This is a genomic window from Streptomyces sp. SCL15-4 (genome assembly GCF_033366695.1).
Classification (GTDB): Bacteria; Actinomycetota; Actinomycetes; order Streptomycetales; family Streptomycetaceae; genus Streptomyces.
The window spans coordinates 4162145-4187727 of record NZ_JAOBTQ010000001.1 but is presented as its reverse complement, the minus strand read 5'-3'; the positions used below and the strand labels follow the sequence as shown (position 1 = coordinate 4187727).

General features: G+C 72.5%; 19 protein-coding genes. 9 read left to right on the top strand and 10 right to left on the bottom strand.

All coding sequences use genetic code 11. The annotated features are described in order from the left end of the window. Nucleotides 1-6: 6 nt before the first annotated feature. Entirely contained in the window at nucleotides 7-807 is an 801-nt protein-coding gene (locus SCK26_RS18285) for a carbon-nitrogen family hydrolase (protein ID WP_318202371.1), read from the top strand. Between the two features lie 32 nt (nucleotides 808-839). Here the strand turns inward: SCK26_RS18285 and SCK26_RS18280 are convergent, their stop codons facing one another. After that, on the bottom strand, nucleotides 840-1334 hold the full coding sequence (locus SCK26_RS18280) for an LURP-one-related/scramblase family protein (protein ID WP_318202370.1): 495 nt from the start codon (nucleotides 1332-1334) through the stop codon (nucleotides 840-842). A gap of 283 nt (nucleotides 1335-1617) precedes the next feature. Between SCK26_RS18280 and SCK26_RS18275 the strand changes: the two genes are divergently transcribed. Then, nucleotides 1618-2478: a calcium-binding protein gene (locus SCK26_RS18275; protein ID WP_318202369.1), complete on the top strand. Its 861-nt coding sequence runs from the start codon at nucleotides 1618-1620 to the stop codon at nucleotides 2476-2478. A 94-nt stretch (nucleotides 2479-2572) separates the two neighbouring features. Continuing rightward, a complete protein-coding gene (locus SCK26_RS18270) occupies nucleotides 2573-4393 on the top strand; it encodes an NHL domain-containing thioredoxin family protein (protein WP_318202368.1) in 1821 nt (606 codons plus the stop codon). 12 nt (nucleotides 4394-4405) lie between these two features. Here the strand turns inward: SCK26_RS18270 and SCK26_RS18265 are convergent, their stop codons facing one another. From SCK26_RS18265 to SCK26_RS18255, 3 genes are all read right to left on the bottom strand, one after another. Continuing rightward, complete coding sequence (locus SCK26_RS18265; RefSeq protein WP_318202367.1) at nucleotides 4406-4663, bottom strand: hypothetical protein; 258 nt, start codon at nucleotides 4661-4663, stop codon at nucleotides 4406-4408. A gap of 66 nt (nucleotides 4664-4729) precedes the next feature. Then, nucleotides 4730-6028, bottom strand: coding sequence for a M18 family aminopeptidase (locus SCK26_RS18260; protein WP_318202366.1), 1299 nt, complete (start codon nucleotides 6026-6028; stop codon nucleotides 4730-4732). 114 nt (nucleotides 6029-6142) lie between these two features. Beyond that, complete coding sequence (locus tag SCK26_RS18255) at nucleotides 6143-7969, bottom strand: acyl-CoA dehydrogenase (RefSeq protein ID WP_318206040.1); 1827 nt, start codon at nucleotides 7967-7969, stop codon at nucleotides 6143-6145. A gap of 336 nt (nucleotides 7970-8305) precedes the next feature. On the opposite strand from SCK26_RS18255, the gene SCK26_RS18250 reads away from it, so the two are divergent. The 3 genes from SCK26_RS18250 to SCK26_RS18240 all read left to right on the top strand — a co-directional run bounded on the left by SCK26_RS18250 (nucleotide 8306) and on the right by SCK26_RS18240 (nucleotide 11018). After that, on the top strand, nucleotides 8306-8782 hold the full coding sequence (locus SCK26_RS18250) for an SseB family protein (RefSeq protein ID WP_318202365.1): 477 nt from the start codon (nucleotides 8306-8308) through the stop codon (nucleotides 8780-8782). 110 nt (nucleotides 8783-8892) lie between these two features. After that, nucleotides 8893-9864: a pirin family protein gene (locus SCK26_RS18245; protein WP_318202364.1), complete on the top strand. Its 972-nt coding sequence runs from the start codon at nucleotides 8893-8895 to the stop codon at nucleotides 9862-9864. Nucleotides 9865-9950: 86 nt separating this feature from the next. After that, the gene (locus SCK26_RS18240) at nucleotides 9951-11018 is read left to right on the top strand and encodes an AI-2E family transporter (RefSeq protein ID WP_318202363.1); all 1068 of its coding nucleotides are present in this window, start codon (nucleotides 9951-9953) and stop codon (nucleotides 11016-11018) included. 37 nt (nucleotides 11019-11055) lie between these two features. Here SCK26_RS18240 and SCK26_RS18235 read toward each other — a convergent pair whose 3' ends face one another. Further along, entirely contained in the window at nucleotides 11056-13233 is a 2178-nt protein-coding gene (locus SCK26_RS18235) for a SpoIIE family protein phosphatase (RefSeq protein WP_318202362.1), read from the bottom strand. A gap of 196 nt (nucleotides 13234-13429) precedes the next feature. On the opposite strand from SCK26_RS18235, the gene aspS reads away from it, so the two are divergent. Further along, nucleotides 13430-15193 carry an aspartate--tRNA ligase gene (aspS, locus tag SCK26_RS18230; RefSeq protein WP_318202361.1) on the top strand — a complete coding sequence of 588 codons (1764 nt, stop codon included), beginning with the start codon at nucleotides 13430-13432 and terminating at the stop codon, nucleotides 15191-15193. 13 nt (nucleotides 15194-15206) lie between these two features. Here aspS and SCK26_RS18225 read toward each other — a convergent pair whose 3' ends face one another. Next, nucleotides 15207-15899: a hypothetical protein gene (locus SCK26_RS18225; RefSeq protein WP_318202360.1), complete on the bottom strand. Its 693-nt coding sequence runs from the start codon at nucleotides 15897-15899 to the stop codon at nucleotides 15207-15209. Between the two features lie 147 nt (nucleotides 15900-16046). Between SCK26_RS18225 and SCK26_RS18220 the strand changes: the two genes are divergently transcribed. Then, nucleotides 16047-17390: a polysaccharide lyase family 1 protein gene (locus SCK26_RS18220; protein WP_318202359.1), complete on the top strand. Its 1344-nt coding sequence runs from the start codon at nucleotides 16047-16049 to the stop codon at nucleotides 17388-17390. A 72-nt stretch (nucleotides 17391-17462) separates the two neighbouring features. Here SCK26_RS18220 and metG read toward each other — a convergent pair whose 3' ends face one another. The 4 genes from metG to SCK26_RS18200 all read right to left on the bottom strand — a co-directional run bounded on the left by metG (nucleotide 17463) and on the right by SCK26_RS18200 (nucleotide 23822). Next, on the bottom strand, nucleotides 17463-19178 hold the full coding sequence (gene metG, locus SCK26_RS18215; protein WP_318202358.1) for a methionine--tRNA ligase: 1716 nt from the start codon (nucleotides 19176-19178) through the stop codon (nucleotides 17463-17465). Between the two features lie 123 nt (nucleotides 19179-19301). Beyond that, the gene (locus tag SCK26_RS18210) at nucleotides 19302-20930 is read right to left on the bottom strand and encodes a VWA domain-containing protein (protein ID WP_318202357.1); all 1629 of its coding nucleotides are present in this window, start codon (nucleotides 20928-20930) and stop codon (nucleotides 19302-19304) included. Between the two features lie 87 nt (nucleotides 20931-21017). Further along, the gene (locus SCK26_RS18205) at nucleotides 21018-22961 is read right to left on the bottom strand and encodes an FUSC family protein (RefSeq protein ID WP_318202356.1); all 1944 of its coding nucleotides are present in this window, start codon (nucleotides 22959-22961) and stop codon (nucleotides 21018-21020) included. 72 nt (nucleotides 22962-23033) lie between these two features. After that, nucleotides 23034-23822: an alpha/beta fold hydrolase gene (locus tag SCK26_RS18200; protein ID WP_318202355.1), complete on the bottom strand. Its 789-nt coding sequence runs from the start codon at nucleotides 23820-23822 to the stop codon at nucleotides 23034-23036. Between the two features lie 89 nt (nucleotides 23823-23911). Here SCK26_RS18200 and SCK26_RS18195 point away from each other — a divergent pair, with 89 nt between their 5' ends. After that, on the top strand, nucleotides 23912-25258 hold the full coding sequence (locus SCK26_RS18195) for a PLP-dependent aminotransferase family protein (protein ID WP_318202354.1): 1347 nt from the start codon (nucleotides 23912-23914) through the stop codon (nucleotides 25256-25258). Nucleotides 25259-25583 lie beyond the last annotated feature (325 nt).

The window sequence follows — 25583 nt, the reverse complement described above, 5'->3', positions numbered from 1 at the left end:
GGTAGTGTGCGCGCCTCGCTGATCCAGACAGCCGTGGACGAGAGGGAGCCGGTCGACTCCCGGCGGCAGCGCGTGGCCGCGCTGGTGCGGGAGCAGAGCGGTGCCGACCTCGTCGTCCTTCCGGAGCTGTGGACCACCGGTGCCTTCGCCTACGAGGAGTTCGGCCGCGAGGCCGAGCCGCTCGAAGGGCCGACGTACGAGACGATGGCCAAGGCGGCGAGCGACGCGGGCGTGTGGCTGCACGCGGGCTCCATCCCGGAACGAGACCCTGAGGGCCCCCTCTACAACACCTCTCTCGTTTTCTCCCCCTCCGGTGAACTGGCCGCGGCCTACCGCAAGATCCACCGCTTCGGCTTCGACAAGGGCGAGGCCGTGCTGATGGGCGCGGGGCGGGACCTGGTGACGGTCCGGCTGCCCGGCACCACGATCGGCGTGGCCACCTGCTACGACCTCCGTTTCCCCGAACTCTTCCGCTCACTGGTCGACGCCGGTGCCGAGACGCTGGTGATCCCGGCGGGCTGGCCCGAGCGGCGACGCGCGCACTGGACGCTGCTGGCTCAGGCGCGGGCGGTGGAGAACCAGGCGTTCGTGCTCGCCTGTGGAACGGCCGGGACGCATGCCGGAGTTCCGCAGGCGGGTCACTCGATCGTGGTGGATCCGTGGGGCGAGGTGCTCGCGGAGGCCGGCTCCGGCGAGGAGGTCCTCACGGTCGACATCGACCCGGCGAAGGTGGCCGCGACCCGCGAGCAGTTCCCCGCCCTCAAGGACCGCGTCCTGGGCCTGGAGCCGCCCCGGCACCGGGGCTGAGCGCCTCTCACCGACGGCGCGCCCGGCCCGGGTCAGTCCTCCTCGCGCTCCTTCTCGGCGAGGTGGATCACGCACACCGCCACCGCGATCACCAGCGCCGGGTCGGCGTCCTCCCGGACGACGTCCACGCCGTAGGTGTCGCGGACGGACAGCAGGCGGCGGGAGATGACCGCGAGGAGTTCGCCGTCGTACTCGACGGCGAACTCCCGGTCCAGGATCTTGCCGCTGACGTCCAGCTCGGTGCCGTCCACCAGGGCGACCCGGTAGTGGTTGCGCAGCAGCGACAGCCGCTTGCGCCGGATCCGGGCCAGCGCCTCGCCGTCCCGTTCGATCACCATGGTGTCGCGCAGCGCGAACATCTTCTGGTGGATGTCGATCAGGACCCGCCCCTCGGTGTCCTTCAGCTCGAAGGTGTCCCGCAGCCGCATGGCCTTGCCGTCGACGAGGTAGACCTTCCGGCCGTGCTCGTCCTCGATCCACCAGTCGTCACCGATGCCGAGGATCCGGTCGCGTACGAGGAATCTCATACGGATCAGGCTTCCCCGGCGACGGGCGATCGTCACAAAGCCGTCATACTCCGAGCCCGCCGGCCGCCTCCGCGGCCGGCGGCCGGCACGGGGAGGCGCCGCCGGACCGGTCGGGACGGCGGGCCGTGCCCTCGTCCGGCCGGGAGGCGGAATCCGTCCGGCTGCGAGGTGACGCCGGGATGAACTTCGCGTGCTTACGCGGCAGTTGCCCAACCGGACGGCCGGCAACCGAGTCGGAACGTACGTAAGGCGCACGACCGCGCACGTCCTCTCGGAGGTTTCCATGCCCGCTCGTCCCGTCCGCCGCCGGGTGCTCCGCGCCGTCCCGGCGGTGATGCTGGTCCTCGGCACGGCACTGGCCGTCCCGCTCACCCTGGCCGGCGCCGCCGGCGCCGCCACGGCGCCGGCCACCGCCGAGGTCAACGAGTACGACTGGCAGCTCACCTACCAGGCCGCCGCCGGCCAGGCCAACAAGGCCACCGTCACCGCCACGCTCACCGCGGACCGTACGGGCATCACCTACCTGATCGACGACGTGGTGCCGGTCGAGGCGGGCCACGGCTGCGGCCATCCCGTCGCCGCGGACCGCACCAAGGTCTCCTGCACGGTCACCAGCGTGGACAGCCAGGACCCCTACGCCGCCCTGGTCATGAACCTCGGCGACCGCAACGACACGGTCGCCTACAACAACGGCACCGACCAGATCTACTCCTACGCCCAGATCTCGCTGGGCGCCGGCAACGACAAGGCGACCGACTCGGGCCGGCTCGACGGTGCCTACGTCTCGGGTGACGCGGGCGACGACACCCTCTCGGTCGGCAAGGAGGGCCTGGCCTGGGGCGGCGACGGCAACGACACGATCAACGCGGCCGGCGGCGGCAACATCGCGCAGGGCGGCAAGGGCGACGACACGCTGCACGGCGGCTCCGGGGGCCAGTACCTGTCCGGCGACGACGGCAAGGACACGCTCACCGGCGGGGCCGGTGCCGACAGCCTGTACGGCGGCAAGGGCGACGACACGCTGTACGGCAACAGCGGCAATGACACCCTCTACGGCAACAGCGGCAACGACCGGCTCTACGGCGGCGCGGGTCGCGACACCCTCTCCGGCGGCCCCGGCCGGAACGTGGTCCGCCAGGACTGACGACCCGGCCCGTTGTCCACGGCCCGGCCCTGCCGGGCCGGGTTGTCCACAGGCGCTCGAACGTCCGCCGGCGCCAGGTGGCACCCTTGGAACCATGACCGACTCCGCACCCCGACGCGCCCGAGTACGCGCCCCCGAGCTGATCGGCAAGGGCGGCTGGCTGAACACGGGAGGCCGTCAGTACGCCCTCTCCGACCTGCGCGGACGCATAGTCGTCCTGGACTTCTGGACCTTCTGCTGCATCAACTGCCTGCACGTCCTGGACGAGCTGCGCGAGCTGGAGGAGAAGCACCGGGACACGCTCGTGGTGATCGGGGTGCACTCGCCGAAGTTCGTGCACGAGGCCGACCACCGGGCGGTCGTGGACGCCGTCGAGCGCTACGGCGTGGCGCACCCGGTCCTGGACGACCCGGAGCTGGCCACCTGGAAGCAGTACGCGGTGCGCGCCTGGCCCACCCTCGTGGTGATCGACCCCGAGGGCTACGTCGTCGCGCAGCACGCCGGCGAGGGCCACGCGCACGCCATCGAGCGGCTGGTCGAGGAGCTGGAGGCCGAGCACGCGGCGAAGGGCACCCTGCGCCGCGGCGACGGTCCCTACGTGCCGCCGGAGCCCGAGCCGACGACGCTGCGCTTCCCCGGCAAGGCGCTGCTGCTGCCGTCGGGGAACTTCCTGGTCAGCGACACCACCCGGCACCAGCTGGTGGAGCTGGCCGAGGACGCCGAGACGGTCGTGCGGCGGCTCGGCACCGGCACGCGCGGCTTCGCCGACGGCGGCCCGGACCAGGCGTCCTTCAACGAGCCGCAGGGCCTCGCCCTGCTGGACGACGGCTCGGTGGTGGTCGCCGACACCGTCAACCACGCCCTGCGCCGGCTGGACCCGGCCACCGGCGAGGTGACGACCCTGGCGGGCACCGGCAGGCAGTGGTGGCAGGGCTCGGCGAACTCCGGCCCGGCCCGCGAGGTGGACCTCTCCTCCCCGTGGGACGTGGCGGTCTTCGGCGGCAGGGTGTGGATCGCGATGGCGGGCGTCCACCAGCTGTGGACGTACGACCCGGAGGGCCGGACGGTCGCGGTGGCGGCCGGCACCACCAACGAGGGCCTGGTGGACGGCCCCGGCGCCGAGGCATGGTTCGCCCAGCCCTCCGGCCTCGCGGCCACCGCCGACCGGCTGTGGCTCGCCGACTCCGAGACGAGCGCCCTGCGCTGGGTGGACACCGACGGCCATGTGCACACCGCCGTCGGCACCGGCCTGTTCGACTTCGGCCACCGGGACGGCGCCGCGGAGCAGGCCCTCTTCCAGCACCCGCTGGGCGTCACCGCCCTGCCGGACGGCTCGGTCGCCGTCGCCGACACCTACAACCACGCCCTGCGCCGCTACGACCCCGCCACCGGCGAGGTCACCACGCTCGCCACCGACCTGCGCGAACCCAGCGACGCCGTCCTCGTCGGCGAGGACATCGTGGTGGTGGAGTCGGCCCGGCACCGGCTGACCCGGCTGCGGCTGCCCGAGGAGGCGGTGCGCGTGGAGTCGGTCGCCCACCGCACCCGGCGGGCGGCCACCGAGGTCGCGCCCGGCCGTCTGAGCCTGGACGTGATCTTCCAGGCCCCGGCGGGCCAGAAACTCGACACCCGCTACGGCCCCTCGACCCGTCTGCTGGTCTCCGCCACCCCGCCCGAGCTGCTGCTCAAGGGCGAAGGGGCCGACACCGACCTGTCCCGCGAGCTGGAACTGAACCCGGCCGTGCCCGAGGGCGTCCTGCACGTCTCCGCGATGGCCGCGTCGTGCGACGACGATCCGGCCAACGAGTACCCCGCCTGCCACGTGCACCAGCAGGACTGGGGCGTCCCGCTCCGTCTCACAGCGGGCGGGACGGACCGCCTGCCGCTCGTCCTGGCGGGCATGGACGAGCAGTAGGCAGGCGCCGGCTCAGACGCCGTAGCCGTCCGAGTAGCCGTCGACGCGGTGGTGGTGGCGGTGGGGCTCCTCCTCCACCACCGGTGTCGTCGGCGGGACGACCACGCGGCGGCGGCGGGCGATCCCGCTGAACGTCGCGACGCCGATCAGACCGACGGCCATCAGGATCAGGCCGACGACGGTGACGTTGACGCCCTTCATGTGCCAGTCGGTCGCGAACGTCAGAATGGCCCCCACGCCGATGAGGATGATGCATCCGCCGAGACCCATGAGACCTCGCCTCCCCTTCCGGTTCCGGAATCTCCGGTGTCGTCCGGGTACCCGGCGGGGTCGCGGCTAGCCCTCCAGGAAGGCCGTCAGGGCGTTCGCGAGGAGGAACGGGTCGTCGGCGCCGCACAGTTCGCGGACGCTGTGCATGGAGAGGATCGCCACGCCGATGTCCACCGTGCGGATGCCGTGCCGGGCGGCGGTGATCGGGCCGATGGTGGTGCCGCACGGCATGGAGTTGTTCGAGACGAAGCTCTGGAACGGCACGCCCGCCTTCTCGCAGGCCGCGGCGAACACCGCGCGTCCCGAACCGTCGGTCGCGTAGCGGTTGTTGACGTTGACCTTGAGGATCGGGCCGCCGTTGACCCGCGGGTGGTGCGTCGGGTCGTGCCGCTCCGCGTAGTTGGGGTGCACGGCGTGACCGGTGTCGGAGGACAGGCAGACCGAACCGGCGAAGGCGCGGGCCCGGTCCTCGAACGTCCCGCCGCGCGCGAGCACCGAACGCTCCAGGACGGAGCCGAGCAGCGGGCCGTCGGCGCCGGTGTCCGACTGCGAGCCGTTCTCCTCGTGGTCGAAGGCGGCCAGCACCGGGATGCGGGGGAGCGGGGCGCCGGAGGCCGCGACGGCGGCGAGAGCGGCGGCACCGGCGTGCACGGACAGCAGGTTGTCCATGCGCGGACCGGCGACCAGCTCCCGGTCCCGGCCGAGGTAGGCCGGCGGCTCGACCGGATGGGTCATCAGGTCCCAGCCGGTCACCGAGCCCGCGGTCAGCCCGGCCTCCTGCTCCAGGAAGGCGATGAGGTCCCCGTCGCGCACGTCGTCGCCGAGGCCCCACACCGGCTGCAGATGCCGCTGCTTGTCGAGCTTCAGCCCTTCGGAGCCGACCGTGCGGTCCAGGTGGATGGCGAGCTGCGGCACCCGCAGCAGCGGCCGGTCCACGTTGACCAGGACCGAGGAGCCGTCGCGCAGGGACAGCCGGCCGGCGAGCCCGAGGTCGCGGTCCAGCCAGGAGTTGAGCAGCGGGCCGCCGTAGATCTCCACGGCGACCTGGCGCCAGCCGTGCGCCCCGCTGTCCGGGCGCGGCTTGATCCGCAGGCTCGGGGAGTCGGTGTGCGCGCCGATGATGTGGAACGGGGTGTGCGGCTCGGCCCCCTCGGGCACGTACCAGGCCACGATCGCACCGCCGCGCAGCACGTACTTGCCGCCGTGCGTCCCGTCCCAGGCGTCCGTCTCCGCGACCTGCCGGAAGCCCGCCTTCTCCAGCCGCTCGGCGGTGTTCGCCACGGCGTGGTACGGCGACGGGCAGGCCGCCAGGAAGGACATCAGGTCGTCGGTGTGGCCGCGGTCGAAGCGGGCTGGTGCGCTCATGGGATTCACCTTAACGACGTGCACGGGCCCGCTCCCGGAAAGAGAGCGGGCCCGTGTGAGGAATCGACGGGGACGTCCGGAACGTCGGAAACCGGGCGTCCGGAACGCCGGGACCTAGAACGCGGCCTCGTCCAGCTCCATCAGGTCCAGCTCGACGTTTCCGGCGACCTTGCGGGCGAGGGTGACGCCCGGCAGGACGTTCGCCGCGAAGAACTTCGCCGCGGCGATCTTGCCGGTGTAGAACGCCTTGTCCTTCGCCGAGGCGGTCGCCAGCTTCTCGGCGGCGATCGCGGCGCCCTTGAGCAGGAGGTAGCCGACGACCACGTCACCGGAGGCCATGAGCAGGCGCGTGGTGTTGAGGCCGACCTTGTAGATGTTCTTGGTGTCCTGCTCGGTGGCGGCGAGGTCGGTCAGCATCACGCCGACGATCGCCTCCAGCTCCACGGCGGCCTTGGCCAGCTGCTCCCGGGCGCCCGCCAGCTCCTCGCCGCCGGTGCCGAGGGCCAGGAACTTCTTGATGTCCTCGGCGAGGGAGTTCAGCGCGGCGCCCTGGTTGCGGACGATCTTCCGGAAGAAGAAGTCCTGGCCCTGGATCGCCGTGGTGCCCTCGTACAGGGTGTCGATCTTGGAGTCCCGGATGTACTGCTCGATCGGGTACTCCTGCAGGAAGCCGGAGCCGCCGAAGGTCTGCAGCGACTGGGCCAGCTGCTCGTAGCCCTTCTCGGAGCCGTAGCCCTTGACGATCGGCAGCAGCAGGTCGTTCAGCGCGTGGTCGGCGGAGGCGTCCTCGCCGTTCGCCTCCTTGATCTGGATGGCGTCCTGGATCGAGGCGGTGTACAGCACCAGGGCGCGCATGCCCTCCGCGTACGCCTTCTGCGTGATCAGCGCGCGGCGCACGTCGGGGTGGTGGGTGATGGTGACCTTGGGCGCGGTCTTGTCCATGAAGTTCGCCAGGTCCGGACCCTGGACGCGCTCCTTGGCGTACTCCAGCGCGTTCAGGTAGCCGGTGGAGAGCGTGGAGATCGCCTTCGTGCCGACCATCATGCGGGCGAACTCGATGATGCGGAACATCTGGCGGATGCCGTCGTGCTTGTCGCCGATCAGCCAGCCCTTGGCGGGGTGCCGGTCGCCGAAGGTCATCTCGCACGTGTTGGACGCCTTCAGGCCCATCTTGTGCTCGACGTTGGTGGCGTAGACGCCGTTGCGCTCGCCCAGCTCGCCGGTCTCGAAGTCGAACAGGTACTTCGGCACGAGGAAGAGGGACAGGCCCTTGGTGCCGGGGCCGGCGCCCTCGGGGCGCGCGAGCACGTAGTGGAGGATGTTCTCCGACATGTCGTGCTCACCCGAGGTGATGAAGCGCTTCACGCCCTCGATGTGCCAGGAGCCGTCCTCCTGCTGGACCGCCTTGGTGCGGCCGGCGCCGACGTCCGAGCCCGCGTCGGGCTCGGTGAGCACCATCGTGGAGCCCCACTGCTTCTCCGTGGCGATCTTCGCGATGTGCTTCTGGACCTCGTTGCCCTCCTCGAAGAGGATGCCGGCGAACGCCGGGCCCGAGGAGTACATCCACACGGCCGGGTTGGCGCCCAGGATCAGCTCGGCGTAGGCCCAGATCAGGGAGCGCGGCGAGGTGGTGCCGCCGATCTCCTCGGGCAGGCCGAGACGCCAGTACTCGGAGTCCATGTAGGCCTGGTAGCTCTTCTTGAACGACTCCGGGACCGGCGCGGTGTTGGTCTCCGGGTCGAAGACCGGCGGGTTGCGGTCGGCGTCGGTGAAGGACTCGGCCAGCTCGTTCTCCGAGAGGCGGGTCATCTCCTCCAGGATGCTCTTGGCGGTCTCGACGTCCATCTCCTCGAACGGGCCGGTGCCGTACACCTTGTCGCGCCCGAGTACTTCGAAGAGATTGAACTCGATGTCGCGGAGATTCGACTTGTAGTGCCCCATGGCGACGGCTCCGTAGAGGGATCGGCGAGGCACTGACTCCTCGCACCTAGTTCACGTACCAACAAGTAGCTACGATGATGCTACCCGTCGGTAATAAGACGCAACCCCGATCAGGGCATCTGTGACGCGTCTCAAGTACCGGCGCGGGCGCGTTGTCGCGTGCCAGGTGCATGCCCCCTCGGAGTGCGCCGTGAACACCTCCGCGCGCCCGGCCGTCCGGGTGAACCCGCGGCGACGACGCGAGCCCGGCCCGCGCCCCCGCTCCTCCGCGCTGACGCGCGAGGTTTCGCGCCGTAGCCCGACCGGGCGGCGGGGTGGCTCGGTACGCTTCTGCCCATGTACGGCTACGACCAGAACGCGGGTGCTCAGCAGCAGTACGCCCCGCCGCAGCAGATGCCGGGCGGTGTCGGCGGGTACGGCCAGCAGCCGCCGCTCTATCCGGAGCCGTCCCCGCCCTCGCTCGCGGACGCGGTGCGCGCCTTCACCACCGGGCAGATGGCCGCCGAGGACTTCCAGCAGATCTTCGCCACCTCCAAGGTGTACTGCCCGCGCGGCGACAGCCCGGGCTTCCTCGCCCTGCACAACACCCAGCAGCCGGTGATCCCGATGTTCACCTCGCTGAAGGAGCTGCGCCGGTACGCGGGCAAGGAGTCCAAGTACTTCGTGATCACCGGCGCGGAGGTGATCGACCTGCTGCCGACCGGCTACGGCTTCGTCCTGGACATGGAGGGCGAGCACCGGATCGTCTTCGACGCCAAGGCGGTCGAGCAGATGGTCGACTTCGCGATGCGCCGCATGTACGGCGGCGGCTGAGAGGCCACCCGGACCCGGGCCCGGAGGGAATTCCCTCCGGGCCCTTCCCGTTGTGACTGGCAAGAAGTTCAACGCTCAACTAAAGTGGGCGTACCAAGGAGGTACCCGACATGCCCGCAGTGACCGTCGAGAACCCGTTGACGCTGCCCCGTGTGACCGCTCCCGCCGACGCCGTGGCACGTCCCGTGCTGGCCGTCACGACCGCCCCGAGCGGTTTCGAGGGCGAGGGATTCCCGGTGCGCCGGGCGTTCGCCGGGATCAACCACCGCCACCTCGACCCGTTCATCATGATGGACCAGATGGGAGAGGTGGAGTACGCGCCGGGCGAGCCCAAGGGCACCCCCTGGCACCCGCACCGCGGCTTCGAGACCGTCACCTACATCATCGACGGCGTCTTCGACCACCAGGACTCGCACGGCGGCGGAGGCACCATCACCAACGGCGACACCCAGTGGATGACGGCCGGCTCCGGCCTGCTGCACATCGAGGCGCCGCCGGAGTCCCTGGTCGTGTCCGGCGGTCTCTTCCACGGCCTGCAGCTGTGGGTGAACCTGCCCGCCAAGGACAAGATGATGGCCCCGCGCTACCAGGACATCCGCGGCGGCACCGTCCAGCTGCTCGCCTCCGCCGACGGCGGCGCGCTGCTGCGGGTCATCGCCGGCGAGCTGGACGGCCACCAGGGCCCCGGCGTCACCCACACGCCGATCACGATGATCCACGCGACCCTCGCCCCGGGCGCGGAGCTGACCCTGCCGTGGCGGGAGGACTTCAACGGCCTCGCGTACGTCCTCGCGGGCCGCGGCAGCGTCGGTACGGAGCGCCGGCCGGTCCACCTGGGCCAGACGGCCGTCTTCGGCGCCGGCTCCGCGCTGACCGTCCGCGCGGACGAGAAGCAGGACGCGCACACCCCCGACCTGGAGGTCGTCCTCCTCGGCGGCCGGCCCATCCGGGAGCCGATGGCCCACTACGGCCCGTTCGTCATGAACACCAGGGACGAACTGGTGCAGGCCTTCGAGGACTTCAAGAAGGGCCGCTTCGGGCAGATCCCGGCGGTGCACGGCATGACCGACAGCGGCATCTGATCCGTCCCGGCACCCGGACGGGCGTACCTCGCCCGTCCGGACCCGTGCGGCGGGACAGCCGGCGGTCCGCGTGATCGGCTGGGTACGTGCTCCTGCTGCCCGAACCCGTACGCCGGCTCGCCGCCTGGTGCGCCGTGCTGCTGCTCGTCGCCGCGGTGGGCTGGGTCGGCGTACAGCTCTGCGGTGAGCTGCGCACGGCCGTCACGCCGGTGCTGCTCGCCCTGCTCGGCACCGCGCTGCTCGGTCCGCTGTACCGGTGGCTGGTGCGGGCCGGGGTGCAGCGGTCGGTGGCGGCCGGGCTCACCTGCGCCGCCGTCGTGGCCGTCGTCGGCGGTGCCGTCTACATCGTCGTCACCGCGCTCGTCGACAGCGGCGCGCAGATCCTCGCCTCGCTGCGCGGCGCCGCCCAGGCCGTCGCCCGGCACTTCGGGGCCTCCGGGACCGGGCTGGACGACCTCGCCTCCCACGCGCGCGAACTGCTGCGCAGGTTCGGCGGGACGGCCGCGTCCAACGTCGTCAGCGGGGTGAGCCTGGTCGCCGAGAGCATCGCCATGGCCGTGCTCGCGCTGCTGCTCGTCTTCTTCTTCCTGCGCGACTCCCACCGGGCCCTGGCCGCCCTGCGCTCCCTCGCGCCCGGCGGCAGCGCCGACACCGCCGAGGCCGTCGCCCGGCGGGCCTTCGCCGCGGTGGAGGGGTTCATGCGCGGGACGACCTTCATCGCGCTCATCGACGCCCTGTGCATCACCGTCGGCCTGCTGGTCCTGAGGGTGCCCGGCGCGATCGGGCTCGGCGCGCTCGTCTTCGTCGGCGCCTACATCCCCTATCTCGGCGCCTTCCTCTCCGGCGCGGTGGCCGTGCTGGTCGCCCTCGCCGACCGGGGCCTCGTCATCGCGCTGTGGGCGCTCGGGGTGGTGCTCGCGGTGCAGGTGCTGGAGGGGCATGTGCTGCAACCGGTGATCCAGAGCCGGACCGTGCAGATGCACCCGGCCGTCGTGCTGGTGGCGCTCACCGCGGGCGCCTCCGTCGCGGGCATCCTCGGCATGCTCCTCGCGGTACCGGTGACCGCGGCGGCCTTCGGGGTCCGGGCGGAACTCCTCGGCCGCCGGAGGCAACCGCCGGCACACGGCCCGGACACCACGCGGCGCGACCCCTGACCCGCGCCGCCGACGGCCCGGGCGGCACACGGCGCGCCTACGGGACGTACGACCCCGGCGATCTGCCGGGCGTCTCCGCCCCCGTGCGCTCCCGGAGTTCGAACCAGATGCTCTTGCCCTCGCCGCGCGGGGACACCCCCCACGCGTCCGCGAGGAGTTCGATCAGCATCAGGCCGCGGCCGGAGGAGGCCAGCTCGCCGGGGCGGCGTTTGTGCGGGAGGTCGTCACCGGTGTCGAAGACCTCCACCCGCAGCCGCCGGCCGTCCTCCTCGCAGCGGACCTCGGCCAGCAGCAGCGCGTCGGCGTCGGTGTGCACCAGCACGTTGGTGACCATCTCGGAGACCAGCAGCACCGCCGAGTCCACCTGATCCGGCGAGGTCCAGTCGTGCAGCAGCTCGCGCAGGTGCTGACGGGCCTCGGCGATCCGGTCCGGCTCGTCCTGGGCCACCGACAGCAGGGTGCGCCGCACCGGCGGCCCCTCCGCGACGGTGCCGCCGCGCCCGCGGCCGGCCGCCGGCCGGCACAGCAGCAGCAGCGCGATGTCGTCCTCGCGGCGGTCGGCCAGCGGGCCGGTGGTGTGGTGCGAGGATGGTCCGTGCACCGCCTGCACCAGCGCGTCGGCCAGCGTCTCCAGGTCCTCCTGGCGGTACTCGCCGGCCCGGTGGTCCTCCAGCAGCTCGCGCAGCCTGCGCCAGCCGCTCTCCAGGTCGTGCCCGCCGGTCTCGATCAGACCGTCGGTGCACAGCATCAGCGTCTCGTCGGGTTCGAGCGTGAACCGGGTCGTCGGGTAGTCGGCGTCCGGGTCGACGCCCAGCGGCAGCCCGCCCGCCGTCGGCCGCATCATCACGGTGCCGTCCGCCATCCGGATCACCGGGTCCGGGTGCCCGGCGCGGGCGATCTCCAGCATGCCGGTCGCCGGGTCGGCCTCCACGTACAGGCAGGTCGCGAAGCGCGGGTCGGCCAGGCCGTCGGGCCCGCAGCCGTCCGTGACCCCGTGCAGGAAGCGGGCCGCGCGGGAGAGGACGGCGTCCGGGCGGTGCCCCTCGGCGGCGTAGGCGCGCAGCGCGATCCGCAGCTGGCCCATGATCCCGGCCGCGCGCACGTCATGCCCCTGGACGTCCCCGATGACCAGCGCGAAGCGGCCGGAGGGCAGCGGGATCATGTCGTACCAGTCGCCGCCGACCTGGAGTCCGCCGCCGGTCGGGATGTACCGGGCGGCGATCCGCATCCCCGGGATCTCCGGGCCGAGCGACGGCAGCATGGAGCGCTGCAGCCCCTCCGCCAGCTCCCGCTCGGACTCGGCGGCGCCGGCCCGGGACAGCGCCTGGGCGAGCATCCGGGCGACCGTGGTGAGGACCGCGCGTTCGTCGGGGGTGAACGCCACCGGGTAGGTGAACGCGGCCATCCAGGCGCCCCTCGTCCGCCCGGCCGCCGTCAGCGGCAGGAACGCCCACGAGCGGCGGCCGAAGCGCCGGGCGAGCGGCCAGGCGGCCGGGTAGCGGTCGCGGTACTCCTCCGGGGAGGACAGGTAGACGGCCCGGCCGGTGCGGACCACCTCGGCGGCCGGGTAGTCGGTGTCCAGCGGCATGTGGGAGAAGGGGCCCATGTCGCCGGGCTGGTGCCCGTGCTGGCCGGTGATCGTCAGCCGGTCGCCCTCCACGCCGTAGACCACGAGCCCGTCCGGGGAGAAGCCCGGCATCGACAGGCCGCCCGCCACCCGCAGCACCTCGGCGGTGGACCGGGCCTCCGCCAGCGCCCGGCCCGCGTCCAGCAGGAACGCCTCCCGGGAGCGCCGCCAGTCGCCGGTGACCGCGCTGCGGGCCGCCGCCGTGCCCGGGGCGGGCTCGGTCACCTCCTGGAGGGTGCCGATCAGCTCGTAGGTGCGCCGCTCGGGGTCGAAGGACGGCTTGGACCGGCTGCGGACGACCCGCAGGATGCGGCCGTCGGCGTCCACGACCCGGATGCGGACCTCGGCGAGGGTGCCCTCGGCGACCGCGAGCCGTACGATCCCGGTGATCTCGTTCCAGTCGACGGGATGCAGCCGGGCCCGGACCTGGGCCTCGGTGACGGTGACCCGCTCGGCGGGCAGCCCGAGCAGCCGCGCCGCCTCCGCGTCCACGGTGACCAGCCCGGCGGCCGTGTCCCAGTGCCACAGCCCGGTCGCGAGGGCGGCGAGGACCTCCCCGACGGACGGCAGGGGCTCGCCTGTGCGCATTGCCCCACTTTATGGAGAGGTGCGCCTCGGGTGCCACCTGATGGGACGGCGGCCGCCGCCAGGACGTCGCGACGGCCGCGTCCGGCGGGAGGGCGGTCATGGTGGGGAGCCGTTCTTGGGGTGCCCGGTACCCTTGGGATGGCCTAGGCCGTACCCGCCTGGCGACACCCGATCCGCACAGACTGGATGAACGACGATGCATCGGTACAGGTCCCACACCTGCGGCCAGCTCCGCGCCTCTGACGTCGGCACCGACGTCCGGCTGAGTGGCTGGCTGCACAATCGGCGCGACCTGGGTGGCATCCTCTTCATCGATCTGCGTGACCACTACGGCATCACGCAGCTGGTCGCCCGCCCCGGCACCCCGGCGTACGAGGCCCTGGACAAGATCTCCAAGGAGTCCACGGTCCGCGTCGACGGCCGCGTTGTCTCACGTGGAACCGAGAACGTGAACCCCGACCTGCCCACCGGCGAGATCGAGGTCGAGGTCGCCGAGGTCGAGCTGCTCGGCGCGGCCCAGCCGCTGCCCTTCACGATCAACACCGAGGACGGGGTCAACGAGGAGCGGCGCCTGGAGTACCGCTTCCTGGACCTGCGCCGCGAGCGCATGCACCGCAACATCATGCTGCGTACGGCGGTCATCGGCGCCATCCGCCAGAAGATGACCGCGCTCGGCTTCAACGAGATGGCCACCCCGATCCTGACGGCGACCTCCCCCGAGGGCGCCCGCGACTTCGTGGTCCCCTCCCGGCTGCACCCGGGCCGGTTCTACGCCCTGCCGCAGGCCCCGCAGCAGTTCAAGCAGCTGCTGATGATCTCCGGCTTCGACCGCTACTTCCAGATCGCGCCCTGCTTCCGCGACGAGGACGCCCGCGCCGACCGCTCGCCGGGCGAGTTCTACCAGCTCGACGTCGAGATGAGCTTCGTCGAGCAGGAGGACGTCTTCCGGCCGATCGAGCAGCTGATGACCGAGCTGTTCGAGGAGTTCGGCGGCGGCCGTCACGTCACCTCCCCGTTCCCGCGCATCCCGTTCCGCGAGGCGATGCTCAAGTACGGCTCCGACAAGCCGGACCTGCGCGCCAAGCTGGAGCTGGTGGACATCACCGACGTCTTCGAGGGCTCGGAGTTCAAGGCGTTCGCCGGCAAGCACGTGCGCGCCCTGCCCGTGCCCGCCGTCCAGGACCAGCCGCGCAAGTTCTTCGACCAGCTCGGCGACTTCGCGGTGTCGCTGGGCGCCAAGGGCCTGGCCTGGGTCCGCGTCGGCGAGGACGGCACGCTGTCCGGCCCGATCGCGAAGTTCCTCACCGAGGAGAACGTCGCCGAGCTGACCAAGCGCCTGTCGCTGGCCCCCGGCCACGCGATCTTCTTCGGCGCGGGCGAGTTCGACGAGGTCTCCAAGATCATGGGCGCGGTCCGCGTCGAGGCCGCCAAGCGCGCCGGCCACTTCGAGGAGAACGTCTTCCGGTTCTGCTGGATCGTCGACTTCCCGATGTTCGAGAAGGACGAGGAGACCGGCAAGATCGACTTCTCGCACAACCCGTTCTCGATGCCGCAGGGCGGCATGGAGGCGCTGGAGTCCCAGGACCCGCTGGACATCCTGGCCTGGCAGTACGACATCGTCTGCAACGGCGTGGAGCTGTCCTCCGGCGCGATCCGCAACCACGAGCCGGACATCATGCTGAAGGCGTTCGAGATCGCGGGCTACGACCGCGAGACCACCGAGCGCGAGTTCGCCGGCATGCTCCGCGCGTTCCGCTTCGGCGCCCCGCCGCACGGCGGCATCGCCCCGGGCGTGGACCGCATCGTCATGCTCCTCGCGGACGAGCCCAACATTCGCGAGACGATCGCCTTCCCGCTCAACGGCAACGCCCAGGACCTGATGATGGGCGCCCCGACCGAGCTGGAGGAGTCCCGCCTGCGCGAGCTGCACCTGGACATCCGCAAGCCGCAGCCGAAGTAGCGGTCGCCGGGGCTCAGCCGCCCTGCTCGTCGGTCGGCGCGTCCGGGGACGCGCCGTCCTCCAGCAGCCGTTCCGCGATGTCGTCGGACCAGTGCTGGGCCCAGGCGCGCAGGGCGGCGATGTCGTCCCCGGCCAGGCCGTACCGGAGGAAGTCCCGGTCGGCGTAGAAGTCCGTGCCCGTCAGCCGCGACTGGAGGGTCGGCAGGTCGAACGGGTCGTGGGCGTGCCGGCGGCCCAGTTCCTCCAGGTCCGGCAGCGAGAACCGGGCCGCGCAGGCGCGGGCGTCGATGAGGTCGACGGCCGCGCCCCGGTCGTACAGCGCCCGGATCTTCGTCCCCACGGCGTCCGCGAGGCAGAGCGCGGGGCCGTACCCGGTCGGCTCCGGCGGCTGCCAGAACGTCTCCTTGTGCAGCGCGAGCGCGCACGGCTCGCCGGTGTGCGGGTCGGTGACCGCCAGCCGCGCGGTCAGCGCGGTGACCGCGCCGGTGTCCACCCGCCGGCCCCGTGCCTCCAGTGCCGCGCCGACGGCGGCGGCGAGCCGCTCCATGGCCTCGGGGCTCTCGGTGGCCAGGTCCACGTCGGCGTGCGGCCGGCCGAGCAGTCCGTGCGCCTGGAGGGCGTAGCCGCCGGCCAGCACCAGACCGTACGGAGCGCCCGCCGAGGCGGCGTCCGCGAGGAGCCGGCGATGGGGTTCTGGGATGTCCACGCGGACGATTCTCCGGCCTTCCGCCCCCGGCGGGCGACGCCCGGCCGGGCGCCCGCGGAAAATTCCCGCGGCGACGGCAACCTCCCGGCCGCGGGCGGCCACTGAGGAGTCGTAAGGCATGTACGACAGAACCTTAAGGACTCCTCCGTGGCAGCTCCCTCCCACCGCCGGTCCCTCCGCAAGCGGCGCACCCTCGCCGTGTCCGCCGCCGTCGTGGCCGCGGCTGCCGGCGCCGGGGTGTTCGTGCTGAACGCGAACGCCGACGCCGTCGACCTGTACCACCAGACCCTTGCCGCCAAGGACGGCTGGGCCGCCTCCGGCGCGGGGACCACCGGCGGCGCGAAGGCCGACTCCGCGCACACCTTCACCGTCTCCACCCGGGCCCAGCTCGTGAAGGCGCTGGGCTCGGCCTCGGACACCACGCCCCGCATCATCAAGGTCAAGGGCACGATCGACGCCAACACCGACGACAGCGGAAGGAAGCTGACCTGCGCCGACTACGCGGCCGGCACCGGCTACTCGCTGTCGGCGTATCTCAAGGCCTACGACCCGGCCTCCTACGGCCGCTCCAAGCTGCCCTCCGGCACCCAGGAGAAGGCCCGCGCCACCGCCCAGGACAAGCAGGCGAAGAACATCGTCTTCAAGGTGCCGGCCAACACCACGATCGTGGGCGTGCCCGGGTCCAACGCCGGGATCACCGGTGGCAGCCTCCAGGTGAAGAACGTCGACAACGTCATCATCCGCAATCTGGCGTTCTCCGCCACCGAGGACTGCTTCCCGCAGTGGGACCCGACCGACGGCGACGACGGCAACTGGAACTCCGCGTACGACTCCGTCACGCTGCGCGGCGCCACGCACGTCTGGGCGGACCACAACACCTTCACCGACGCGCCCCACTACGACAAGGCCAACCCCGAGTACTACGGCCGCGAGTACCAGATCCACGACGGCGCCCTCGACATCACCAACGGCTCGGACCTGGTGACCGTCGAGCGCAACCAGTTCACCGACCACGACAAGACGATGCTGATCGGCTCCAGCGACAAGGACAGCACCGGCAAGCTGCGGGTGTCGATTCACCACAACGTGTGGAAGGGCATCGTGCAGCGGGCGCCGCTGGCGCGCATCGGCCAGATCCACATCTACAACAACGTGTACGACACGACGACCGTAGACGGCTACGCGCCCCAGTACAGCATCAATTCCCGCGCCAAGGCCCAGGTCGTCGCGCAGGCCAACTACTGGACGGTGCCGTCCGGCGGCAAGGTCGCCAAGCTGCTCAGCGGCGACGGCACCGGCTCGGTCGCGGGCAGCGGCAACCTGGTCAACGGCACGGCCACCGACCTGGTCGCCGCGTACAACGCCGCGAGCTCCAAGAAGATCAAGACGACCGTGAACTGGACCCCGGCGCTCACCGCGGGCCTTCAGTCCTCGGCGAAGAACCTGCCGGCAGAGCTGGCGAACACCACCGGAGCGGGCGTCCTGAAGTAGACCCGCCGCAGACGCGAGAGGGCGCCGGGTCCGTCCGGACCCGGCGCCCTCTCCCGGTGGTCACAGGCGGGGTCAGCCCTCCTCGCCGCCGAAGCGCTCCTTGTACGCCTGAAGGTCCTCGTCCGTCAGCTTGGCGAACAGCACCGGAGGCACCGTGAACGGCGTGCCGGCCGGGACGGCGGCCAGGGCCCTGGCCTCCTCCGCGGTGATCCAGGCGGCCGAGTCGTCCGGCAGGGCGAAGGCGCCGCGCATCGCCGCCGAGGTGGCCGGGATCAGCGGCTCGGAGACCACCGCGTACAGGTGGATCAGGTTCATCGCCGTACGCAGGGTGAGGGCCGCGCCCTCCTTGTCCGTCTTGATCTCCAGCCAGGGGGCCTTCTCCTCCAGGTAGGAGTTGCCGGCCGACCACAGGGCGCGCAGCGCGGCGGCGGCCTTGCGGAACTGGAGGGCCTCCATCTGCTCCTCGTACTCGGCGAGCAGACGGGCGATCTCCTCGCCGAGCCGCGCCTCCGCCTCGCCGGGCTCGCCGCCGGCCGGGACCTCCTCGCCGAACCGCTTCCTGCTGAAGGACAGCACGCGGTTGACGAAGTTGCCGAGGGTGTCGGCCAGGTCCTTGTTCACCGTGGCGGTGAAGTGCTCCCAGGTGAAGGACGAGTCGTCCGACTCCGGGGCGTTGGCGATCAGGAAGTAGCGCCAGTAGTCGGCGGGCAGGATGTCCAGCGCCTGGTCGGTGAAGACGCCCCGCTTCTGCGAGGTGGAGAACTTGCCGCCGTAGTACGTCAGCCAGTTGAACGCCTTGACGTAGTCGACCTTCTTCCACGGCTCGCGCACGCCCAGCTCGGTGGCCGGGAACATCACCGTGTGGAAGGGGACGTTGTCCTTGGCCATGAACTCGGTGTAGCGGACGGTGTCGTCGGCGTCGTACCACCACGCCTTCCAGTCCCGGTTCTCCGGGTCCTGGCCGGCCCACTCCTTCGTCGCGCCGATGTACTCGATCGGGGCGTCGAACCAGACGTAGAAGACCTTGCCCTCGGCGGCCAGCTCCGGCCAGGTGTCCGCCGGGACCGGGACGCCCCAGTCCAGGTCACGGGTGATCGCGCGGTCGTGCAGGCCCTCGGTCAGCCACTTGCGGGCGATGGAGGAGGCGAGCTGCGGCCAGTCGTCCTCGTGCCGGGCGACCCACGCCTCGACCTCGTGCTGGAGCTTGGACTGGAGCAGGAAGAGGTGCTTGGTCTCGCGGACCTCCAGCTCGGTGGAGCCGGAGATCGCCGAGCGCGGGTTGATCAGGTCGGTCGGGTCCAGCACACGGGTGCAGTTCTCGCACTGATCGCCGCGGGCCTTGTCGTAGCCGCAGTGCGGGCAGGTGCCCTCGACGTAGCGGTCCGGCAGGAAGCGGCCGTCGGCCGGGCTGTAGACCTGGCGGATCGCCCGCTCCTCGATGAAACCGTTCTCGTTCAGCTTGCGGGCGAAGTGCTGGGTGATCTCGACGTTCTCCTGGCTGGAACTGCGGCCGAAGTAGTCGAAGGCGAGCGCGAAACCGTCGTAGACCGCCTTCTGCGCGTCGTGCGCCCGGGCGCAGAACTCCGCCACCGGCAGGCCCTGCTCCTTGGCGGCCAGCTCGGCGGGGGTGCCGTGCTCGTCCGTCGCGCAGATGTAGAGCACGTCGTGGCCGCGCAGGCGCAGATAGCGGGAGTAGACGTCCGCCGGGAGCATGGACCCCACCATGTTGCCCAGGTGCTTGATCCCGTTGATGTACGGAAGGGCGCTGGTGATGAGGTGTCGAGCCATCGTGGCTGCTCCCAGGTCGCTGCTTTTCTGCGGTTTCGAACCTTCAAATCGTAGCCGACACGGGTGGGCCGCCCGCTTCCCGTTTCGCGGTGTGGGAAGGGGCGGCCGGATGACTACGGTCCGTTACGGGCGCCAGTCCGCGAGGACGCCTTCGTACAGCTCGGCGTCCGTCAGCTCGCGGGGAGTGGGGCCGGCGTGGAAGAACGACGCGTTGCCGGTCTTCAGTTTGCGGAGGTAGTCGAACGCCTTGTTGTCGTGGTCACCGAAGGCGACGAAGGAGAAGAAGACGTCCGGATGGGTCTCCGCGGCCTCGGTGAGGGCCTGGGTGGCGGGGGTCTTGGCGTCGGGGGCGCCGTCGGTCTGGAAGACGACGAGGGCGGGGGCGCGGTGGTCGCGGTGGCTGCCGTGGTGGCTGCCGTGGTGGTCGAGTACGGCGGCCACGGCGGCGTGGTAGCTGGTACGGCCCATGCGGCCGAGGCCGGCGTGCACGTCGTCGATCTTCGTGTCGTGGCCGGGGGCGAGGGTGAGGTCGGTGGTGCCGTCGACCTCCGTGGAGAAGAAGACGACGTGGACCGAGGGGTCGGGGTCGAGGTGGGCGGCGAGGGCGAGGGCCTGGTCGGCGAGGGACTGGGCGGAGCCGTCCTTGTAGTACGGGCGCATGCTCGCGGAGCGGTCCAGCACGAGGTAGAGCTTCGCCCGGGTGCCGGTGAGGTTCTTCTTCCTCAGGGTGGCCGTGGCGGCCTTGTAGGCGGCGGCGAGGGCCGGGGCGCGGGACTTGACCTTGGCCAGAGGGGTGGCGGGCTTGGGCTTCGGCTCCTCGGCTTCGCCTTCGGTGTCCGTGTTCCCGCCCGCATCACCCGTGCGGGTCTCGTTGTCGGGCGCGGGTGACTCCTGCGGGGTGCTCTCGCCGTCGGCGGCGTGCGGGTCGTTGGCTGCCGGCTCCTCGGCTTCGCCTTCGGTGTCCGTGTTCCCGCCCGCATCACCCGTGCGGGTCTCGTTGTCGGGCGCGGGTGACTCCTGCGGGGTGCTCTCGCCGTCGGCGGCCTGTGGGGTCGTCTCCGCGTGAGGCTCGGGCTTCGGCTCCGCCGGGGGTTCCGCTTCCGCTTCCGGCTCGGATTCGGCTGCCGCTTCCGGCTCAGGTGCGAGTGCCGGTTCCGGTTCCGGTTCCGGTTCGGTCTTGGCTGCCGCTTCCGGTGCCTTCTCCGGCTCCGGGCCGGGCTCCGTCACCGTTTCCGGCTCCGGGCCGGGCTCCGTCACCGTTTCCGGCTCCGGGCCGGGCTCCGTCACCGTTTCCGGCTCCGGGGTCGGTGTCCGCGGCGCCTGCTCCGGCGCCGTAGCGGATTCGGGCGCTGTCTCCGGCGCCGCCTCCGGCTCCGGGACGGTCTCGGTTGCCGCCTCCGGCTCCACCGCTTCCGGGTCTGCCGGCTTCGGCTCCACCTGCTCAGCCTTTACCGGCTTCGGCACCGCCGCTTCCGGCACCGCCTGCTCAGCCTCTACCGCTTCCGGCTTCGGCTCCGCCTGGTCCCGGTTTACCGGCTCCGGTGCAGCCGTGTCCGGCGGTCCCGGAGGCGTTTGGTGGGGGACCTTGATGTGGTCGAAGGCCGCTGCCACCAGGTCGTGGTCCTCGGTGGTGGACTGGCGGGGCTCCGGGACGGGGGGCTGCTCGGGGGTCTCGGGCGCACCCTCCGGCTCGGTGGCTCGTGGCTTGCGTGAGCGGCCGAACGCGTTTCGCAGGAGAGTGAGAATGCCCATGTGCGCAACCCTTCGCATGAGTTGTAGCCCGTCGATCGCTGGCCAGGACGGACACGTAAGGTTAGCGGCCCGACGGCGCGGGACCGGTCAATGCGGGGACGTGATCGAGCGGGCCGCCGCCACCTCCTGGCGCAGCGGCTCCAGCACACTGTCCGCGGGCCCGGTGAGATCGGTGCGGACGGCGGTCAGGGTCCGCGCCCGCCGTACCCCCTCGGCCAGCTCCCGAAGTTGCAGGGTCACCTGCGCGATCTCCGCCGCCGACGGCGCCGCCGCCCCGTGCTTGACGCGGACGCGGGCCGCCGTCGTGGCATCCACGATCCGCTCCACGGCGACCACCAGCGGCCACCACGCGGCGGCCCGCCGCCCGGTCGGCGGCGGTTCGGTCAGGGCCCGCTGGAACTCCGTGCGGATGACGGACAGGTCGCGGTAGAGCCGGCGGCGCATCCGGGCCCGCGCGGCCGGTTCGGTGCCGGAGCCGAACGCCTCCTCCACGTAGACCGCCGTATCGGCCACCGCGTCGGCCAGCCGGTCGCCCACCCGGGTGTGCCAGCTCTCCGGCCAGAACAGGTAGCCGGCGGTCAGGGCGATCGCGCAGCCCAGCAGCGAGTCGTTCAGCCGGGGCAGCAGCAGGGCCGTGCCCTGGCGGTTGAGGAGGTCGGACAGCAGGAGGATCACCGGGGTGATGGCCGCGGTCTGGTAGCCGTAGCCCCGGGGGGTCAGGGCGGGGATCAGGGGCGCGAGGAGGAACAGGGCCGGGACGTCCCACCAGCCCAGGGGGACCTCGGCGAGGACCACCGCCGCCACCACCAGGCCGGCCACCGTGCCCAGGGCGCGCAGCAGGGCGCGGGAGAACACCGAGCCGAAGTCCGGCTTGAGGACGAAGGTGACGGTCAGCGCGACCCAGTAGGAGCGCGGGACGGGGACCAGCGACACCAGCGCCTGGGCGAGGCCGATGCAGACCGCCAGCCGGACGCCGTAGCGCCAGGAGTTGGCGGACAGCATGACGTTGCGCGCGGCACGGGCCGTGCGGATGCCGAGCGTGGCCGGCCGGCCCAGGCGGTCGTCGATGCCGCGGGGGTCCACGTCGGGCGCGGCGACGACCTCGGCGGTGTGGCGCAGGGCGTGGTCCACCGCCCGGGCCGTCTCCGTGGCGGGCACGGGGAGGTCCAGGGGAGGCAAGGGGGCGGTGTCCGCCGCCACCCGGCGGGCCAGGACGCGGACCGCCTCGGGGATCCGCGGGGGCAGCGGGCGGGCCGCCAGGTGGGCGGCGGGGGCCGCCTCGATCACCGGGGTGATCGCGTTCAGCCGGGCCAGCAGGCGGGTGAGGTCCGGGCTGCGGCCGTGGTGGCGGGCGCGCCGGGCCAGGATCAGGTCGTAGGACTCGTTGAGCGACCGGGTGACGGCGCGGCGGGCCTCCTCGTACGCCTCGGCGCGGTCCGTGCCGGCGGTGGCGAGCAGGTCGGCGACCGCGCGGTAGGTGGCGGCGACCGCGGTCCGCTCGGGGATGCCCGCGCGCAGCGGCCAGGCCAGCAGGGCGAGGAGCAGGACCAGCAGACCGCCGCCGGTCATCAGGGCCGGGGCCAGCCACCAGGGGGACGGCAGCGGCAGGCCCGCGCCGACCACGCAGTTCAGGAGCAGCAGCAGGCCCGACACCGACGCCACCGCGCCGATCGTGGAGACCATTCCGGAGACCAGCGCCACGCCGGTGACCGCGGCCACCGCGTACCAGCCGTGGCCGTACACCAGGGTGCCCAGGGTCACGCCGACCGCGCCGAAGAGCTGGGGGACGGCGATGTTGAGGATGCGCATCCGGTAGGCGTCGGCGGTGTCGCCGATGACTCCGGACAGGGCGCCCATGGAGGCGAGGGCGCCGTAGGCCGGGCGGCCCGCGGCCAGGCCGGCCGCCAGCGGGAGGGCCATGGCGACGGCCGCGCGGATCACGGCGGACCGGTTCGCCGGTGCCTGCTGGGGTCTGAGGTTCGCCACCAGCCAGTCGGGAGGGGTCAGGCCGATGGGGAACTCTCGGGGCATGCGCCCATTATGGGTGAGTGGTGGATTTCGAGGGGTTTCCCGGCGTCGGGTGAGGGCGGGCCCGGCCAGGGCCTACGCGTCCTCGTCCAGCCGGGCCAGGAACGCGGCGAGGTGCCGGTTGAACTCCTCGGGGCGTTCCAGGTTGGGCAGGTGGGCGGCGCCCTCGATGACGTGCAGGGCCGAGTCGGGCAGGGCCGCGTGCATCTCCTCGGCGTCGGCGACGGGCGTGTAGGTGTCGTCGGCGCCGACCAGGACCAGGGCGGGCACGGTGACCCGCGTCAACAGCGCGCGGTAGTCGGGGCGTTCGGCCCGGCCGCGCAGGGACGCCGCGGCGCCCTCGGGCGGGGTGGCCGTCATCATGCGGTGCACGTGCGCCTTGACCTCGGCCTCGGCGTAGGGGGCGGCCATCTTCTCCAGCACCTCGTCGGCGTAGCCCCGCATGCCCTCGGCCAGCAGCCGGTCCGCCATGGCGTTGCGGCCACGTCTGCCCTCGGGTGTCTCGGCGGCGGGGAAGGTGTCGGCGAGGACCAGGCCGCGGATCCGGTCGCCGAAGCGGTCGTAGCACTCCATGACGATCTGGCCGCCCATGGACAGCCCGGCCAGGACGAAGGACTCCACGGACAGGTGGTCCAGGAGGTCCGCGAGGTCCTCGGCGTGACGGGAGAGCGGGACCGTGCCGGGGGTCACGGGGGAGGCGCCGTAGCCGCGCAGGTCGGGAGCGATCACCCGGCGGCCGGCGGAGAACTCCGTCAGCTGCGGATGCCACATCGTGCGGTCGAAGGGATGGCCGTGGACGAGGACGAGGGGAGGCCGGGAAGAGTTTTCGGGGCCTTTGTCATCGAATGCGAGGAAGGGTGGCATGGCCACGACCCTAGGCGCGGGCTCTTGCTCGGCGCAATAAGATCTTTGCTCTCGGTGCAATCCAACGCGCCGGAGAAACAGGGGTACTTGTGGACGACTACCGGCGCATCGCCGACCGGATCGCGGCCGACATCACCGGCGGGCGGCTCCGCCCGGGCCAGCGGCTGCCTCCGCAGCGGGCGTTCGCCCGGCGGCACGGCATCGCGTCGTCCACGGCGGGCCGGGTCTACGCCGAACTCGTGCGCCGTGGGCTGGTGGTGGGCGAGGTCGGGCGCGGCACCTTCGTCCGGGCCACCGCGCCGGACGGGCAGCCGGGGCTCGCCCTCACCGAGGCGGCCGGCGCACCGCTGGTGAACCTGGAGCTGAACTACCCGTCCGCGCCCGGCCAGGCCGAGCTGCTGGCCCCCGCCCTCGCCACCCTGCTGCGGCCGGACGCGCTCGGCCAGGCGCTGCGGCCGGCCGCCGCCACGGGCACTCCGGCGGCCCGGGAGGCGGTCGCCGCGCTGCTGGCCCAGGGCGGGCCGCGGTGCGGGCCGGAGCGGATCGTGTTCACCGGCAACGCCCGCCAGGCGATCGCCGCCGCGCTCGCCTCGCTGGCCCGGCCCGGCGGCCGGGTCGGCGTGGAGCCGCTGACGTATCCGCTGGTCAAGGAGATCGCGGCCCGTCTCGGTCTGGTCCTCGTGCCGCTCGCCACGGACGCCGAGGGACCCGTGCCCGAGTCGGTGGTCGACGCCCACCGCGCCGCGCCGCTGTCCGCGCTCTACCTCCAGCCCGCCCTGCACAACCCCACCTCGCTCACCACGAGCGCCGGGCGGCTGCGACAGCTCGCCGACTGTGTCCACAGGCTGGGGATACCGGTGGTCGAGGACCGCATCTGGGCCTTCCTCCAGCCGGGCGGCACACCGCCGCTCGCCGCGCTCGCGCCCGGCCTGGTGCACCTCGTCGACAGCCTGTCCAAGCGGATCGCGCCCGGCCTCACCGCCGGTTTCGTCGTCGCGCCCCCGGGCCGCGTCGAGGCGGTGGCGCGGGCGGTCAGGTCCGGCGGGTGGAGCGCGGGCGGCTTCGCGCTGGAGGCGGTGGTGCGCTGGCTCGGCGACGGCACCGTGGACCGGCTGGTGGCCGCCAAGCGGCAGGACGCGCGGCGGCGGCAGCGGCTGCTCGCCGAGAAACTGGCCGGGTTCGCCGTACGCTCCGACCCGGCCGCCTACTTCGCCTGGTGGGAGCTGCCGGCGCCGTGGCGGGCGGACACCTTCACGGCCGCCGCGCTGGACCGCGGGATCGCCGTCACGCCGGGCACGGCCTTCGCCGTCGGCACCGGCCGGGCCCCGGACGCGGTCAGGCTCGGACTCGGGTCGGCGCCGGAACGGGAACTGGCGCGGGCGCTGGCGACGCTCGCCGGTCTCGCGCGGGAGAGGGCGGGCGCGGTCGGCGGGTGAGCCGGGTGGCGAGGGCGGGAGCGGGTGGCGGGGGCGGTTGTGGCCGCGGTGCCGGCCGGGGGCGCTGCTACTCCGGGGACCGGTGTCGGGCTGCGGATGCGGTCGGGCGCGGGTGGCGCTTGCGGGTCTTGTGCGGGCGGCGGTGGAGAGGGTGGTCGGGCGGCGGGTGTTCGTGGGCGCCGTGGCCACGGGAACGGGGTTCGCTGCCGGCGGCGGACGTGGGTGTCGGAGCGGGGGCCCGGCGTCGCTTGCCGGTCTTGTGCGGCAGGGGCAGCCGTGGCGTTGCCGTGGTGAGGCGGCGCCGTGGTCCCGGGCGCGGGTTTCG

Coding starts and splice junctions, on each gene's coding strand:
- SCK26_RS18280 (WP_318202370.1), bottom strand. CDS start 1,334: ATGAGATTCCTCGTACGCGACCGGATCCTCGGCATCGGTGACGACTGG.
- SCK26_RS18275 (WP_318202369.1), top strand. CDS start 1,618: ATGCCCGCTCGTCCCGTCCGCCGCCGGGTGCTCCGCGCCGTCCCGGCG.
- SCK26_RS18270 (WP_318202368.1), top strand. CDS start 2,573: ATGACCGACTCCGCACCCCGACGCGCCCGAGTACGCGCCCCCGAGCTG.
- SCK26_RS18265 (WP_318202367.1), bottom strand. CDS start 4,663: ATGGGTCTCGGCGGATGCATCATCCTCATCGGCGTGGGGGCCATTCTG.
- SCK26_RS18260 (WP_318202366.1), bottom strand. CDS start 6,028: ATGAGCGCACCAGCCCGCTTCGACCGCGGCCACACCGACGACCTGATG.
- SCK26_RS18255 (WP_318206040.1), bottom strand. CDS start 7,969: ATGGGGCACTACAAGTCGAATCTCCGCGACATCGAGTTCAATCTCTTC.
- SCK26_RS18250 (WP_318202365.1), top strand. CDS start 8,306: ATGTACGGCTACGACCAGAACGCGGGTGCTCAGCAGCAGTACGCCCCG.
- SCK26_RS18245 (WP_318202364.1), top strand. CDS start 8,893: ATGCCCGCAGTGACCGTCGAGAACCCGTTGACGCTGCCCCGTGTGACC.
- SCK26_RS18235 (WP_318202362.1), bottom strand. CDS start 13,233: ATGCGCACAGGCGAGCCCCTGCCGTCCGTCGGGGAGGTCCTCGCCGCC.
- aspS (WP_318202361.1), top strand. CDS start 13,430: ATGCATCGGTACAGGTCCCACACCTGCGGCCAGCTCCGCGCCTCTGAC.
- metG (WP_318202358.1), bottom strand. CDS start 19,178: ATGGCTCGACACCTCATCACCAGCGCCCTTCCGTACATCAACGGGATC.
- SCK26_RS18210 (WP_318202357.1), bottom strand. CDS start 20,930: ATGGGCATTCTCACTCTCCTGCGAAACGCGTTCGGCCGCTCACGCAAG.
- SCK26_RS18205 (WP_318202356.1), bottom strand. CDS start 22,961: ATGCCCCGAGAGTTCCCCATCGGCCTGACCCCTCCCGACTGGCTGGTG.
- SCK26_RS18200 (WP_318202355.1), bottom strand. CDS start 23,822: ATGCCACCCTTCCTCGCATTCGATGACAAAGGCCCCGAAAACTCTTCC.